Consider the following 16,110-nt stretch of genomic DNA (forward strand, 5'->3'; position numbering starts at 1 on the left):
TTGAGTAAATTAAAAGCAGCGAACTTCGCTGCTTTTTGTCGTTTTAATATTTAAAAAGTATGGCGCCAAGTACAAGTATGATTAAATAAACTATACCTGTCGCCATACAGTAAAATCCAAAGGAAATGTAATGAGCCTAATTAACGAAACCCATGATATTAATTTAACCAGCTGGGTAGAATCAGCTAATGTTGATAATTGCGACTTCCCGATTCAAAACTTACCGTTTGCAGAATTTCGTCGTAAAGGGTCTGATGAGGCCTTTCGTGGTGGTGTTGCAATTGGTGACCAAGTAATCGATTTAGCAAAACTAAGTAAATTAAACGTTTTAACAGGTGACGCTAAAACAGCCGCAGATGCAGCAAGTGAAGCAACCTTAAATACATTTATGGGTTTAGGGTTGCAGTATTGGTCAGCCCTTCGTCTAGCCCTTTCAAAAGCACTAAGAGCAGGCTCTGAGCACCAACAAGCGCTTAGCGATACATTGGTTGCACAATCCGATATAGAGTTTTCTTTGCCTTGTCGCATCGGTGATTACACCGACTTTTACACTTCTATTTATCACGCTACAGCTGTGGGTAGTTTATTTCGCCCTGACAACCCATTATTACCTAACTATAAATGGGTACCTATTGGTTATCATGGTCGCTCTTCATCTATTGACGTATCGGGTCAAACATTTCATCGCCCTAAAGGTCAAACCAAAGCGCCAGACGCAGAAGTGCCATCATTCGGTCCTTGTAAACGCCTTGATTACGAACTAGAGCTGGGTATTTACTTAGGTAAAGGCAATGCACTGGGCGATGCAATCGCTATCGAAAATGCTGAAAACCACGTATTTGGCTTTTGTGTATTTAACGATTGGTCAGCACGTGACTTGCAAGCGTGGGAATATCAACCGCTTGGTCCATTTTTAGCTAAAAACTTTGCCTCAACGGTATCGCCTTGGATTGTAACAACCGAAGCATTAGCGCCTTATAGAACAAGCTGGACACGTGATGAAAACGATCCACAGCCTATGGACTATTTAGAATCAAAAGCGAATCGCGACCAAGGTGCTTTTGATATTCAAATGGATGTTAAAATTCAAACGCAAAAAATGCGTAGCGAAGGCCATAACCCAACGCGCGTATCAACATCTAGCTTTAAGCACTCTTACTGGACTGTGGCACAAATGGTTACTCATCACACAGTAAATGGCTGTAACTTTATGCCAGGTGACATGCTAGGTTCGGGCACTCAGTCGGGTCCAACGCATGAAGAAGCAGGTTCATTACTTGAGCTTTCTCGTGGCGGTAAAGAAAAAATCACGCTAAGTAATGGCGAACAACGTAGCTTTTTAGAAGATGGCGATAACGTTATTATGCGTGGCTGGTGTGAAAAAGAAGGCTATGCACGTATAGGTTTTGGCTCTGTAGAGAGTACTGTACTGCCGGCAAAATAATACGCATATTAAAAAATTTATTAAAAGGGCTGCTTACTAAAAGCAGCCCTTTTTTATTAATTTTTGAACAGTTACAATTTTTTTCTAGCTTTTTTAACTAAAATTGCTATCTTAATTCGGTTAATAGCCAGTGTTTATATGCCATGTCAGTATTTATAAAGTCTTTTTATCATAAATTTTTCCCTGCTCGTCAACTACTTATTCGTCAAAATGGCGAAGTTAAACATGTTGTTTTAGCCTCTTGGTTTCAACTTCTTGTAGCATCGCTTATTTTAGCCACTTTTATTTGGCTGAGTATTTCAAGCTTTCGTGTTTATACACAAACAAATAAAATATCTGACATAGAACAAAATCAAATAACCGAGCAAACGCTGTGGCAACAAAAAGTCAGTGAGCAACAAGCCCTTCAAGCAACGCAGCTAGAGCAACTTGCAATACTTGAACAAAAGCAGGCGCTACTGCAAAGCATGATAGAATCCCTTCCTGCCTCAATTAGCAAAGATGTTATTAAGCTTGATACAGAACTTGATGTACCAATTAATGAAAATGGCAATGAATTTCATGAGCCATTAGTCGATGAAAATCAAAAAGGTAAACAATCACAGTTAATCGCTCCAATCACATTCGCAACAAGAGTGGCCAACTTAAATAATCAGTATGAGCAAAGCTTTACCTATTTAGATAACCAAATTAGTGAACGTCACCAAGCCATTTTAGCTATGGTCAAAGGCGCAGGAATTGAGTCTGCGCTTGAGCAACACCTAATATTAAGCGCCCAGACAACTGCGCAAGGTGGGCCACTTGATATATTTAACGAAACAAAAATTCCGAGCCACTTTTTAGCCATCGTTGATAAGTTATTAATATTAAATAATTTAGAAAACTTTTTAACTGAGCTACCAAATACCCTGCCTTTAGCTAAAGCTAAATACTATATTTCGAGTAATTTTGGCCTTAGAAAAGATCCCATGAATAGTAATCATGCCTTTCATAAAGGAATTGATTTAGCCGGTTGGCATAAAACCGAAATATTCGCTCCAGCAGACGCTGTAGTGCTTCGTGCCGGTCGTAATGGTGGTTATGGTAACTTTATTGAGCTTGAACATAAAAATGGCTTAGTGACTCGGTTTGGACACTTAAATAAAATTAAAGTAAAGAAAGGTCAATCAATCACTAAACATGATGTAATCGGCCTAATGGGCAGCACCGGCCGAAGCACAGGCACGCATTTACACTACGAAGTATTACTTAATGGTAAACAAGTCAATCCTCTAAAAATAACAAAGGCGCTTTCTCGTGTTTGGTAGAAAAAAACAAAAAACAGTTAGCTCTAATTTAAAAAGAGTGAATCACACACCGTCTATTATTTCTGAAGACGTACGCCTTACAGGCACTTTAGTTAGTCAAGGTGAAGTACAGCTTGATGGCCGTATTGATGGTGACATAAAAGTGGAGCATTTAGTTATTGGCTCAGCGGGAGTTGTTGAAGGTATTGTTGAAGCTAAAAGCGTTATTGTTAAAGGTAAAGTTATTGGGTCAATTAATGCCAGTGAAGTAAAAGTACAAAGTGGCGCTCATGTTCATGGCGATGTATTTCACGATACATTGAGTATTGATGCAGGGGCAGTAATTGAAGGCAGTTTAAAGCAACGCTTTGAAAAAGAAGAGCCGGAACTAATTTCGAAAGAACTAAAACCCGCAAAAGAAGTTAAAGCATTATTGAAAGAAGATGGCAGCGACTTATCATTTGTAAATAAACAAGCCGCTGATAAAAGCTAAGTCAAATTAGCTTTACGTAAATTAATTTTTCTCAGTAATGTACATAGTAATATCTGCAGTGAAAACAAGCTCATTGCGGGTATTATACAGTTTAACCGGTACTACTAAGTCTTCTTTATCAATCCACTTATGTGGTAAATCAATTTCAGCGACTGCTCGTACATCTGTATCTACTTTAGCCAAATACCTAACTGTCATCCCTTTTGGGATCCAACGATGCGTTTTAACTGGCACTGTTGCATCAACCATTACACCTGCACACAATTCAGCTAAGTTACACTGCGCAATAGCATGAATAGTTCCAATATGATTATGAACGCTTCGGCGGTTTTTAACCACCGCACTACAATGGCCCTCTCTCAAATCGAGTACGTAAGGTTTCATCGAACCAAAATATGGCGCTTTAAAGCAAACAGCTTTAGTAAAAAGCCAATTCCCAAAAGGTAGGCGCTTAAATTTATGCCATGTTTGTACAAGTGCAGATTTATTACTCATTATTATTTTCCATCAACAGTTACTTTTTTAAAATTAACACATCAGACCAGTTTTAAAAAGTGCATTTATGCTGGCTTTTTCACTTAATCCAATCAAAAAGTAAGAATGACGACCTATACAGGGGTCATAAGCCCTTTCTTTTTTATGAGTGCCCACCTAAAATACTCGACAAAAGGAGACTCAATGCAAACACAGCCCGCTAAACCTAATATGACTTTGTTACTTATCTTAGCGTTACTCGTTATATTTTGCCCTATGGCAATCGATATTTACCTACCTGCTTTCCCTACTATTGCAGAACAATTTGCAGTTACTGAACAACAAGTACAGCAAACCGTTGCTATTTTTATGCTAACAGTAGGTCTAGGCCAATTGATTGCGGGCCCTTTGGCCGATAAATTTGGTCGAAAACCAGTGGCAGTAGTGGGCATTAGTTTGTATGCAAGCTCAGCATTACTCGCATACTACTCGCCTTCTTTTGAGATATTGCTGATAGCACGTGCTTTTCAGGGTTTTGGGGCATGTGCCACATTTGTTGTCGCATTTGCGATAGTACGTGATAAATATGGTAGTGAACGAAGCGGACAAATGATTACCTACCTTAATGGGATTGTGTGCTTTATTCCGGCAATGGCGCCTATTTTAGGGGCTTGGCTTACCGTACAGTTTGGCTGGCGTATGAACTTTATGTTTTTAACCGCGTTTGCCATTTTGGGCCTTATTGTTACCCTATTCTTTTTTAGGGAAACTCGTCCTGCTGATAGTCATTATCAGGGGCATATTTTAGATTTACGTCGCTTTACACCGATTATTAAAACACCGGTATTTTTGTTTAATAGCTTAATTTGTATGGTCTCAATGTCGGCCATATTAGTGTATGTAACGCTCGCACCAGGCTGGCTTATTACGCATTTAGGCGGCACAGTAGCCGACTTTACTTTTTGGTTTACGTTAAATGCCATAATAAGTATTGTCGCAAGTTTTATTTTACCAACCTACATTAAACGAAATAGCCAACGTGCTTTGCGTGTCGGTGTGAGTGTACTGGTTTTCTCAGGTATTTTAATGCTAGCCTTGAGTCATATAGAAACAGCATTTGCGCTTATGCTACCTATCTTAATTGCTGCATTAGGGTTTGCTTTAAGTTTAGGCTCTGCTGCAGGAATGTCTCTGTCTAGCTTTCCTAAACAAGCAGGCACAGCCTCTGCATTACTCGGTGCTATGCAAATGAGTGGCGCGAGTATACTTGTTGTTTTAACCCAATATTTAGGGCTAAGCACACCGTGGTTGATTGCTTTTCACTTATTATTGCTAGTTCCGCTTTGGCTTATTTTAATGAGCAAAAAAGCACATACTTTACACCCGGCTAAAAGTACTCAATGATCAATCCTGACTTTCTAGTCTCATTTTTATTAGCCAGCTTTTTAATGGCAGTAGCGCCTGGGCCATCAAATGCATTTTTGATGGCGCAAACATTTGCTAATGGTCGAAGTGCTGGTATGCAAAGTGCTTTTGGTTTTGCATTAGGTGGAGTTGTTCATACGCTATTTGCTGTTGTAGGCCTAAGCGCAGTACTGAAAGCTTCCCCTAGTGCCTATGCCGCAGTGCAATATACAGGCGCAGCATACTTATGCTATTTAGGGTTTATGATGATTAAAGGCACGCTAAAGCAGCCAGAGCCGACATCTGATGACAATCAAACCGATAAACCGCATATAAGTACCAGTAAAAAAAATAATGTCATGTTTCAGGCCATGATGACTGAAGTATTAAACCCTAAAGTAGCATTATTCTTTATTGCATTTATTCCACAATTTGTAGATCCAACGCTTTCATCGGCTACTTTTCAGCTCGCGTTTTTTGGCTTACTTTACCCTCTTTTTGCTTTTCCGATTGACTGCACGTATATTTATTTTGGCGACAAAATTGCACAGTTTTTTAGACGTAACCCAAATAGCCAACTTTGGATTGATAGGATCACTGGCATTGTATTTATTGCCCTTGCTATCAATCTATTATTTTAACTAACCTGCACTTTGGTTAAGAGATTTATTCTTCCGAGTTTAGGTTCACCAATAAAAAGAATTAGCATGGAACAAAAAACACAATCTCTTCCCGCACAAAAAAATATTGCTTTAGTGGCACACGATGGTAAAAAAGCAGCATTAAAATTATGGTGTGAAAAACACAAAAAAATACTAAGTCAGCACACTTTATATGGCACAGGTACTACGGGGCATTTAATTCAAAAAACCACGGGGCTTGATGTAGTTCAGCTTTTAAGTGGACCTATGGGCGGCGATCAACAACTTGGCGCTAAAATAGCAGAACATGAGATACATGTTTTAATATTTTTTTGGGACCCATTAGCATCACAGCCTCATGACCCTGATGTTAAAGCACTGCTGCGTTTAGCCGCTGTTTGGAATATTCCGGTGGCGTGTAATGAAGTGAGTGCAGATATGTTATTAAGCTCACCGCTTATGGACGTAGAGCTTGAACGTACATTGCCAGATTACGAAAAATACCTCGCAACCCGACAAATAGATCTTTAAACCTCAACTGTAATCTAGGTTACTTATAAAGCATGCTGGCCCATTTAGTCAGGCCAGCGGTTACACTACCAAAGTGATCCCCGTTAACCATTTTTATATCGCCTAAGTGCTCACTTAGAGCCGCTTTAATCAATGGTGATTGTGCACTACCACCTGTTAAGTAAATAATGTCTGGCGTGGTCGCAGCGTCGCTGATTGCTTGTTTTGCTAAAGTAACTATTTGGCTAATACTACTCTCAACGGCAACAGCTAAATCGCTTACAGATACATTTTTATTCAGTCCACTATCTAAAAAGCTTAAATCACAATCAAACGCACTAGCTGATGAAAGTGCTATTTTGGCCGCTTCACCTTGTTGCACTAGCTGATGGCCTTGCTTGTTTTGCTGTAAATGTATTAAACGCTTATAAAGTTCAGGTGCACTTACATCACGTAATTGTGCATTTAGCTCTCGGGTATGACTTTCACTATAAAATTGGCTTTGTAAGTTTACATCGTTAATTTTACACGCTTGCCAAAACGCTTGATTAGGCAAAGGCAAACCCGATTTAAACGTACTACCTAAACCCAATAACGGCATTAAACCATGAAAGCTCAAAGCAATATCTAAATCGTTTCCGCCAACACGTTTACCACTGTGAGATAAAAAATCGCTATCGCGCTGACTATTTCCTCTAAAGCTTGGGCCCATTTGTACAAATGAGCAGTCACTTGTACCACCACCAATATCAATAACGAGTACTTTTTGATCCTGAGTTAAATCACTCTCGTAGTCGATACCCGCAGCAAGTGGCTCATATAAAAACTCTACGTCTTTAAAACCAGCACGTTTAGCAGCACGCTCTAAAATACCGACCGCTTGTTGATTTGATTGCTCGCCACCCACAGCTTGAAAGTTTACTGGGCGACCAATCACTGTTTGTATAAGTGTTTTACCTAAAGAGAGCTCAGCGCGTTGCTTAATTTTTAAGATCATCGCGGTTGCGATATCTTCAAAAAAGTTAATTTGACCTTGCTTTAAACCTGTTGCACCAAAAAATGATTTAGGAGACTTAACAAAATAGCCTTCTTCAGGAAACTGCACGTACTCGCTAATCGCTTCACGACCAATAAATAGGGTTTCATCTGAAGGTTGTAAATCAAGGTCTGACTTAATACGAGGTAAGGTATTTAATAATGCTTGGCGCTGCGTTAAAAAGTCATGCTCATGGGCTGTGCCATGTAAATGCTTAGCAACAAAATCAACAACCAACGCACTGTGATGAGTGTAAAGTGTAGACGGTAAGTAATGTTTTCCTTGCTCTAGCGGTACTAATTGAACATTACCCTCGCTCATTACACCCATAGCACAATTAGAACTACCGTAATCAAAACCTACAAACATACTTCACCACACATTACCAAAAAGGCCGCGCAATTTAGCACACTTTGTAAAATTTATAAATGTTATAAACTATCTCTGACCCGTAAAAAACTAGCAAAACGCGGTAACCCATTTTTTGTTAAGCCATGAAATCGGTACGTTACAGTACTACCAATCTCCGGTGGAATGGAGCGCTGTGCATCATTAAACCCAGTACCAATAGAAAATACCTGCCCCTGCGCTGTTTTTACCCTTAATGCCCCTAACATTCCTTGATATTTACCTTTGCCTGGTAAGTGCGCAATTACAACCGCTTCTGCATCTAAATAAGGTTTTAATTTTAGTAATGCATTACTTCTTCCATTGCTGTGCTTCGCGCTGGCCAAATGAAGCATTACGCCCTCGCCGCCCTGCTTAGTTATGTTCTCAAAATACTCTGTAAGTTGCTCATTATTTGTAAAGCTATATTGAACTACAGCACTAATGTGCGGCGAGTTTAGGCTAGTAATAAGCTCATTATAGTTTTTATAGCGAGTGCTAAAAGGCAGATTTTTATCTGGCATATCAAATACTTTATAAGTAATAGTTTGCCAATCATGATTATTAGGTTTTTTAGTTCTGACTATGCCACTAAGCGCAGAAAAGTGCTCACGTTTAGTCCACAGCTCACCATCAAGCCATACATTTGGCAATGGCGCTGTAAACCAACTTGGCGCATTGATAATATTACCCTTACGAGTGACAAACTCCGTGCCGGTCCAGATAGCTCTTACGCCATCATATTTTTCACTGACTAAATATTTACTTACATCATAATGCTTAGTTTCGTCATATACTTTAGCCAGTAAAACAGACGGTTGTGCTGCACTTATGCATTGCGTAAAAAGTACAATAACAATTAAAAGCAGGTGTTTAATAGTAAACATTGGCGCATCCAAGCATGTAAAAGTTGGCTTAAACTATAGTTGAGATTGCGCCCATTGCCAAAACTCATCTAAGTTGCTCATTTGATAGGTAGCTTGGCTAAAGTCGTGATCTTTAGTATGGCTATTGGCAATGGCTACAACACGTAACAAAGCATTGTTGGCCGCCGTAACGCCGGTAAATGTATCCTCAACAGCAATTGCATTGCCTGCCTGTATATTTATCTGCTCAAGTGCCAGTAAATATGGATCCCCTGCAGGTTTAGGATTAGTTACATCATCTTTTGTAACCACCGTATTAAACAGCTCATAAAACCCTAAGCCTTTCAGTATTGGCATGGCTTCACTTTTAGCACTGCCTGTTACTAGCGCCATTTTTAAGCCACTCGCTTTTACAGCTTTCAATGTTTGCTCTGTAAATGGCATCAGTGGCGGTAAATGTGTTACTACATATTCACCAAATAAACGATATTTTTCATCTGCTAAAAACTGTGCACTTACCGATAAGTTATGCTCTTGCTTAATTTCGATTGCGGCTTCTAAAGTGGGCCGTCCCGAAAAGCGCTGGCAAAAATCATTTTCTAAATAACTAACACCGTAGGGTTTAAGTAATTTACTCCAGCATACAAAGTGCATGCTTTCTGAATCAACTAATGTGCCATCCATATCAAATAATATTGCTTTTAAAGTCATCCTCATTCCTTATTTAACTTGAGCTAAATTTTAACAATAAAAAAAGGCGCCTTAAGCACCTTTTATATAAATACAGTTATTGCGTTAAGCCTGCTGGCGGCTCACCCGTTGCTTCTTCACCCGTTTCAACATCAACAAGCTCGTAGCCACGCGTTTTACGTACAACTTTAAGTACTGGTTTATCAAATGCAGTTTTTAAACGCTCGGAGTCATCTTTCAACTCATCTAAGGTTGTTCCAAAAGGGGCTGCGCCAGTTTCTGACCAGTTAGTCACTTTACCATTTAGGTTATACTCTACTTCATGTATTTGATATTGCGCTGCTTCGTCTTTCGTTGCTTCACAAAAAATTACACGGTAATTCCAAAATCCAGCCATCTTTTTATCTCTTTAAATTAATTAACGCTACTTTACCAGCTTTATAAAAACATAAAAGCCTGCACAAGGCAGGCTTTTAAAAATTAATATAATTTAAGGTTATCTCTAGAAGAAGTTAACTTTAAATTCAGCACCTACATAACGCTCTTCGTTAACAATACCTGTATTGTTATTGAAATCTACAGCGCCAATAACTTGTTGCTCGTCAAATAAGTTACGAACAAATGCAGCAACTTCGTATTCGTAATCGCCTTCAGACCATGTGTAACCTGTACGAAGACCTGTTTCAATAAGCTCTTTACCTTCAAACTCTACTGATTCGTAAAGGAACATGTTGATTTTACTGCGATAAGAAATATCACCGCTTGCGAAGAAGTTACCATCGGCAAGTTCTTTAGTGTAGCGAAGCGTAAAGTTAGAGATCCACTCAGGAGCATGCGGTAAGCTATTACCATCAAGTATTGCACGATCTTCAGGACCAAACGCACCTGCTACTTGGAAAGTCGGGTCTGTTACCGTACATTGTGCACAAACAGCCACAGCTAAATCGTTATCTTTAATTTCTGTTTTATTGTAGCTTAAGTTAAACGTTGCATTAAACTCATCGCTTAATACCCACTGCGTATCTAACTCAAAACCATAGCCAGTTGTTTTATCAGCATTAACTAAACGGTTAAAGTTAGCACCACCGCCTACAGCAGTAAGCTGTTGGTCGTCCATCGTATAATAAAACACAGTTGCATTTACACGACCTTGGCCGTCTAGCACGTCTGATTTAATACCCGTTTCGTACGATGTTACCGTTTCTGATTCAGCTGTTGTTACGTCATCACCAAATAAAATACGACCTTGTAAACTAGGTGCGCGGAAGCTATTTGCTACACGGCCGTACCAGTTAACATCATCGTTTACTTTGTAATTTGCAGATAAATCCCAGCTAACATGGTCGTCACTAACATCACGCTCTACAAGTAATGCACCGCCGCCAATTGGGCTAAGTGTACGATCAGCTACAAAATCCTTATCATCATCAGAGTAACGAAGGCCCGCTGTTACTTTTAAATCATCTGAAAAAGTATAATCTACAGAACCAAATACAGCCCATGCAGTTGTGTCTTGTTGTTGGCGAACATAACCATTTAAAACACCATTATTTGAAGTGTCATAACTAAAGTTTTCAATCGTTAGTTCTTCATCAAAGTAAAATACACCTACTTGATAATTTAAGTCACCATCAAAGTTACTAGATAAACGTAGTTCTTGTGTCAACTGGTTGTGATCTGGAATGCCATCAGCACTTTCTGAAGAGAAAGGAATAAAACCAGGTCCCATAGCAACTGGAACGTCATCTATTGAGAAGCCGCCGTAACCGCCGTCAATATCAGCGCGCGAATATATTTCAGCACTTTCCCATGCAGAAATAGAAGTGATTGTGTGGTTTTTAAGTTCCCACTCAAGCTTTAAGCTTGCACCTTCCGATTCTACTTGTTGAGTAGAGCGAGATGCCGCATCTTGATAAACAACATCATTTTCGTAGTTATCTACTAGCTCATTAGTACCCGCTTTAATTACATTTGCACGAAATGCAATTGGTGAGCCATCTAAGTCACGTGTGTGATAGTTTAATAAAGCAGTAAAATCATCGCCTTCATATAAAAACTGAACGCGTGCCGCTTTTTCAGTGTAACCACCTTGCTCATCTTTAGCTTCAAAGCCTGGAGCTTGGTTATCAATGTAATCGTCTTTGTCTTGCCATAATAATGAAACACGAGCAGATAAACGGTCAGTTAAAGCACCACCTACAGCACCACTTGTATCTACAGCACCACGGCTACCGTATGAAACAGAGCCATAACCATCAAATTCTTGGCTTGGTTTAACAGTATCAAACTTAACAAGGCCAGCTGGCGTGTTACGGCCAAATAGCGTTCCTTGAGGACCACGTAATACTTCTACGCGTTCAACATCAAATACTGGGAAACCTTTTAAAATTGCATTTTCTTGAACTACTTCATCAACAACAAGTGATACTGGTTGTGATGCATTCAAATCGAAATCGGTATTACCTAAACCACGAACGTAAAAGCGTGGGAATGAACGACCAAATGAAGACTCAATAGATAAACTTGGAATTTTCGCATTTAAAAAGCGAATATCCATACCTGCAGAGCTATATGCATCAAGGTTATCACCTTGTAATGCAGATACAGCTACAGGTACTTCTTGTGCATTTTCTACGCGTTTACGGGCGGTAACTTGAATAACTTCTAGTTGATTGCTTTTTTTAGCCGTTTCTTCTTCAGCGGCGAATGCTGAAATAGATGTGCCAGCAGCAGATAGTAGTGCAGCGTTAATAATTGTCGCTATTGCAGATTTCTTTAATGATTTCATGTCGGGTATTAACCTTTAGTATGCACTCTTGTTCAACGGTTTTTTGTGTTGCGCAATGTATTCATTGCGGGCTCGTACAATTTTTCGCGACTTGCTATATGGCGCGCGGACCTCATCACCGAGAGTACAAAACGGAGTAACAAGGCTGAACGAACGATTAAGATTATACCATTGTGTAATAATTTTACTGCATAAATATGAACATAAATGGAAACTTTTTTGCAACATTTAACTACAAGATTACGTATTTTTATCAATATTTAGATGCAAAAACCTAATAATGAGGACATATGTCCTTTATTGAAGATCGCGAAGTAAAGTAGGAAAAATGGATTGCTTTACATATTAACCCAAAATAGAAACGTTATGGTTACTCATAAAAAAAGTCACCCGCAAGCGACTTTTTTTATTAGAACTACGACCTTTTAAAAGCAATTTCACCATCTATATGAATATCGCGCTGTGGAAACGCAATCACTACATCATGCTCTTCAAATACAGCATAAATACTAAAACGAATATCACTGCGCACTTTCCTAAGCATGGTTTCAGACTCGGCGCATACCCAAAAAATAGCATTAAATACAAGCGAGCTATCTGCAAAGTCATCAAATAACACTGATGACTTTGGATTAACCAATATTGCATCATGATCATCAAGCACTTGCTGGATAAGCTTTTTAACCAGTATAACGTCTGAACCATACGCAACGCCGACACTGACTGATGAGCGTGCATTACCATCTATCAGCGTCCAGTTTGTTACTGTATTTTCGAGCAATTGAGAATTAGGTATAAGCATATGTACGCCGTCATTTCGGCGAATACGTGTAGAACGCGTATTAATAGTTTCAACTACGCCCTTTGCGTTACCTACCTCTAAAAAGTCACCAATGCGAATTGGGCGCTCCCACATCAATATCCAACCGCTGATAAAGTTATTAATAATATTTTGCGCACCAAAACCTACACCAATGGCTATTGCACCGGATACGAAAGCAAATGCCGTAAGCGGGATGCTGAGCACTTCAAGCGATGTAAAAATTAAAATTGCAATACTTAAAATAAAGTAAATTCGAGTAAACAAATGCACTGCGTCTTGGCTTATTTTTTTAGCGAGTAATGTTTTTTTAATAAGCTTGCCAATACGTGTGACTACAAACCACATAGCAAACAATATAAGTGGCACTTGAATTACTTTTGCTACTGTAATATTCACATCGTTATAAGTGAATATTACAAAGGCTAAGTATTGATTAATTTGTTCGAGGGTCATAAGTGTTCCCAATATCTTTTTTGATTGTTATTTGTTCACTAAAAATAAGTGTGGTTCAGTTTTCGCTAAGCTTAGCACGTCATAATATAACTAAAACGCCAAGTTAATAAGTTCAATATGAATTTTATAAACAATTTATTAACTCTTTATTGCACCGAGTGCTATATAAATAGTGTACAAGCACTGGAGATCACATATGACACAACTTACTCTAAATCAAAGACTCGCTACTTTGCAGCCGCAGGTAGATTTAAAATTGTTTGAAAGCAGCCTAGATTACCGAAATAAAGTTTTGTGCTTGCTGGCCGAACAAGAGCAGACTCTAGCAACTATTAATAAAGAGTTTGGGCAGCAATCTAATAGCTTTGGCTCAGAGAAAAAATTTGTTTTAGGTTATAACTAACCCCCTCTCAAGCACACAATCGTATAATTAAGTAGCTTTAACGTTTAATTTTAGAGCTACTTTTACCCACCTTAATACTAATTATTAGCTAATTTGCGTTCAAATCCCCCTTAATACCGATAAACTTTATTGTATAAACCCACAAATTTGATAAGTTAACTAGGTTTTTCGACTCGCAAAGCCTATTTCGGCTAATCTTTTTATGGAGTTATTATGCGTAAAACCCTGATCGCCACTACTATTGCTAGTGCCCTAATTCTATCGGCTTGTTCTTCTAACGAACCTCAAGACATGGCAAAAGAGAGCGCAGCACAAGTGCAAGACATGAACGCAAACAATGTTTTATTCAAACCAAGTCCATTACAATACATGGCACCTGAGTTTGATAAGTTTGGTACAAAAGACTACGAAGCCGGCTTTGATGCTGGTATTGCTCAGCATACTGCGCAAATACAAGCTATTGCTAACAACCCAGCTCCTGCAACTTTTAAAAATACATTAGTTGAAATGGAAATGTCTGGCGAGCTACTAAATCGTGTATCAGCTGCTTTTTATAACCTTTCAGGTTTGATTTCTGATGACGAATACCAGCGTATAAGTAAAAAAATGGCGCCGGTATTATCAGCTCACTCTGACGACATTTACTTAAATGGTGCATTATTCAAGCGCGTACAAACTATTTACGACAACAAAGACTCGCTTAATGCTGAAGATCAACGCCTTGTGGATTTTTACTATAAGCAATTTGTAAAAGCAGGCGCTAAATTAAATGACGCTGAAAAAGCAAAAATGCGTGAAATCAACTCACAACTTGCAGAGCTTTCTACTGCGTTTTCTCAAAACATTTTAAAATCGTTTAAAGAAGATGTCATTGTAGTTACCGATAAATCTAAACTTGCTGGCCTTTCTGAAGGTGAAATTGCAGGTCTTGCGTCCGCTGCTAAAAAAGCAGGTAAAGACGGCTACATGATCACGCTAGTAAATACGACTCAACAGCCAATTTTATCAAGCCTTGAAAACCGCGACCTACGTGAGCAAATATTTAAAGCCTCTGCTAACCGTGCAGCAAAAACTAACGGCCCAATTATTATTGAAGAAACAAACCTACGCGCTCAAAAAGCAGAGCTACTAGGGTTTAAAGATTGGGCATCGTATGTAATGACTTCGCGTATGGCACAAACAACTGACAACGTGTATGGCATTTTAGATGATCTAGCACCAAAAGCAGTTGAAAAAGCTAAAATTGAAGCAGCTGCTATTCAAAAAGTAATTAACGATTCAGGTGAAAGCTTTGAGCTTAAACCATGGGATTGGGCTTTTTACGCAGAAAAAGTACGTGCTGAAAAGTACGACTTAGATCCTGCCCTTGTTAAGCCTTACTTTGAAATGGATTCTGTAATTCACGATGGTTTATTCTTTGCGATGAATAAGCTATACGGTATTACATTTAAAGAGCGTAAAGACTTACCGGTTTATCATGAAGATGTTACAGCCTACGAAGTATTTAACGCTGACGGCAGCGCCATCGGTTTATTTTACTTAGACCCATACGCACGTGAAGGTAAGCGTGGCGGTGCATGGATGAGCGCTTACGTAAGTCAAAGCGGCTTAAAAGGCACTAAACCAGTTATTTACAATGCGCAGAACATTCCAAAACCTGCTGCAGGCGAGCCAACGTTAATGACGTTTGACGAAGTGTCAACTATGTTCCATGAGTTTGGTCATGCGGCGCACGGTTTATTCTCTGACGTTAAATACCCAAGCTTAGCGGGTACTGCTACAGCGCGTGACTTTGTTGAGTTTCCGTCGCAAGCGAATGAAGATTGGATGATTGAACCTACGGTACTTGCTAACTACGCCAAACACTACAAAACAGGTGAGCCAATTCCACAAGCTTTACTTGATAAAGTACTTGCATCGCAAAAATTCAACCAAGGTTTTGGTACCACTGAATATTTAGCAGCTGCTTTACTTGATATGGAATGGCACTCGTTTGGCTCAGATAAAAAAATTACTGATGTTCAAAAGTTTGAAAGCGATGCGCTAAAAGCACACGGTATTGATTACTACCCTGTACCACCGCGTTATAAATCAAACTACTTTAGCCATACATTTGCCGGTGGTTACTCTGCGGGTTACTACGCATACCTTTGGACTGAAGTATTTGCAGCCGATGCCTTTGCACACATGGAAAACAACGGCGGCTTAACACGTAAAAATGGTGATAAGTTCCGTAAAGAAATCCTATCTAAAGGTAACAGCCGTGACTTAATGCAAAGTTACATTGAGTTTAGAGGTCAAAAACCAACTACCGACGCATTACTTAAGCGCCGTGGTTTAGTTGAGTAAATAACTTAATTTATTGAGCTCACTTTTATAAAAGCCCGCTTGCGGGCTTTTATTGTTTATACC

The 16,110-nt window shown here is 39.2% G+C and carries 15 protein-coding genes; 8 read left to right on the forward strand and 7 right to left on the reverse strand.

Going from position 1 to position 16,110, the window contains the following annotated elements; all coding sequences use genetic code 11:
- The first annotated feature begins 130 nt into the window (after nucleotides 1-130).
- From fahA to AC5NT5_RS12235, 3 genes are all read left to right on the forward strand, one after another.
- The gene (gene fahA / locus AC5NT5_RS12225; protein ID WP_494514022.1) at nucleotides 131-1,444 is read left to right on the forward strand and encodes a fumarylacetoacetase; all 1,314 of its coding nucleotides are present in this window, start codon (nucleotides 131-133) and stop codon (nucleotides 1,442-1,444) included.
- A 143-nt stretch (nucleotides 1,445-1,587) separates the two neighbouring features.
- A complete protein-coding gene (locus AC5NT5_RS12230; RefSeq protein ID WP_182670874.1) occupies nucleotides 1,588-2,751 on the forward strand; it encodes a M23 family metallopeptidase in 1,164 nt (387 codons plus the stop codon).
- Complete coding sequence (locus tag AC5NT5_RS12235; protein WP_002958196.1) at nucleotides 2,741-3,223, forward strand: bactofilin family protein; 483 nt, start codon at nucleotides 2,741-2,743, stop codon at nucleotides 3,221-3,223. Before AC5NT5_RS12230 ends, AC5NT5_RS12235 begins: the two co-directional genes overlap by 11 nt.
- 21 nt (nucleotides 3,224-3,244) lie before the next feature.
- On the opposite strand, the gene AC5NT5_RS12240 is transcribed toward AC5NT5_RS12235, so the two are convergent.
- Nucleotides 3,245-3,718 (reverse strand): hotdog fold domain-containing protein, encoded by a 474-nt coding sequence (locus AC5NT5_RS12240; RefSeq protein ID WP_024595671.1) that lies wholly within the window; start codon nucleotides 3,716-3,718, stop codon nucleotides 3,245-3,247.
- Nucleotides 3,719-3,823: 105 nt separating this feature from the next.
- Between AC5NT5_RS12240 and AC5NT5_RS12245 the strand changes: the two genes are divergently transcribed.
- From AC5NT5_RS12245 to AC5NT5_RS12255, 3 genes are all read left to right on the forward strand, one after another.
- A complete protein-coding gene (locus AC5NT5_RS12245; RefSeq protein ID WP_494514021.1) occupies nucleotides 3,824-5,101 on the forward strand; it encodes a multidrug effflux MFS transporter in 1,278 nt (425 codons plus the stop codon).
- Complete coding sequence (locus tag AC5NT5_RS12250) at nucleotides 5,098-5,742, forward strand: LysE family translocator (RefSeq protein ID WP_182682240.1); 645 nt, start codon at nucleotides 5,098-5,100, stop codon at nucleotides 5,740-5,742. The genes AC5NT5_RS12245 and AC5NT5_RS12250 overlap by 4 nt, the downstream gene beginning before the upstream one ends.
- A 66-nt stretch (nucleotides 5,743-5,808) precedes the next feature.
- Nucleotides 5,809-6,273, forward strand: coding sequence for a methylglyoxal synthase (locus tag AC5NT5_RS12255; protein WP_149594245.1), 465 nt, complete (start codon nucleotides 5,809-5,811; stop codon nucleotides 6,271-6,273).
- Nucleotides 6,274-6,292: 19 nt separating this feature from the next.
- On the opposite strand, the gene yegD is transcribed toward AC5NT5_RS12255, so the two are convergent.
- From yegD to AC5NT5_RS12285, 6 genes are all read right to left on the reverse strand, one after another.
- Nucleotides 6,293-7,657 carry a molecular chaperone gene (gene yegD / locus AC5NT5_RS12260; RefSeq protein WP_494514020.1) on the reverse strand — a complete coding sequence of 455 codons (1,365 nt, stop codon included), beginning with the start codon at nucleotides 7,655-7,657 and terminating at the stop codon, nucleotides 6,293-6,295.
- Between the two features lie 62 nt (nucleotides 7,658-7,719).
- Nucleotides 7,720-8,562 (reverse strand): DNA ligase, encoded by an 843-nt coding sequence (locus AC5NT5_RS12265; RefSeq protein ID WP_494514019.1) that lies wholly within the window; start codon nucleotides 8,560-8,562, stop codon nucleotides 7,720-7,722.
- A gap of 33 nt (nucleotides 8,563-8,595) precedes the next feature.
- Nucleotides 8,596-9,252: an HAD family hydrolase gene (locus AC5NT5_RS12270; protein WP_494514018.1), complete on the reverse strand. Its 657-nt coding sequence runs from the start codon at nucleotides 9,250-9,252 to the stop codon at nucleotides 8,596-8,598.
- Nucleotides 9,253-9,328: 76 nt separating this feature from the next.
- Nucleotides 9,329-9,628 carry a hypothetical protein gene (locus tag AC5NT5_RS12275; RefSeq protein ID WP_002958185.1) on the reverse strand — a complete coding sequence of 100 codons (300 nt, stop codon included), beginning with the start codon at nucleotides 9,626-9,628 and terminating at the stop codon, nucleotides 9,329-9,331.
- 105 nt (nucleotides 9,629-9,733) lie between these two features.
- Nucleotides 9,734-12,019 (reverse strand): TonB-dependent receptor, encoded by a 2,286-nt coding sequence (locus tag AC5NT5_RS12280; protein WP_182670867.1) that lies wholly within the window; start codon nucleotides 12,017-12,019, stop codon nucleotides 9,734-9,736.
- Between the two features lie 415 nt (nucleotides 12,020-12,434).
- Nucleotides 12,435-13,295, reverse strand: coding sequence for a mechanosensitive ion channel family protein (locus AC5NT5_RS12285; RefSeq protein ID WP_002958183.1), 861 nt, complete (start codon nucleotides 13,293-13,295; stop codon nucleotides 12,435-12,437).
- A gap of 196 nt (nucleotides 13,296-13,491) precedes the next feature.
- Between AC5NT5_RS12285 and AC5NT5_RS12290 the strand changes: the two genes are divergently transcribed.
- Entirely contained in the window at nucleotides 13,492-13,698 is a 207-nt protein-coding gene (locus AC5NT5_RS12290) for a hypothetical protein (RefSeq protein ID WP_002958182.1), read from the forward strand.
- A gap of 213 nt (nucleotides 13,699-13,911) precedes the next feature.
- Nucleotides 13,912-16,047, forward strand: coding sequence for a M3 family metallopeptidase (locus AC5NT5_RS12295; protein ID WP_494514017.1), 2,136 nt, complete (start codon nucleotides 13,912-13,914; stop codon nucleotides 16,045-16,047).
- Nucleotides 16,048-16,110: the final 63 nt, after the last annotated feature.

This window comes from Pseudoalteromonas sp. J2K-J599 (assembly GCF_059295115.2).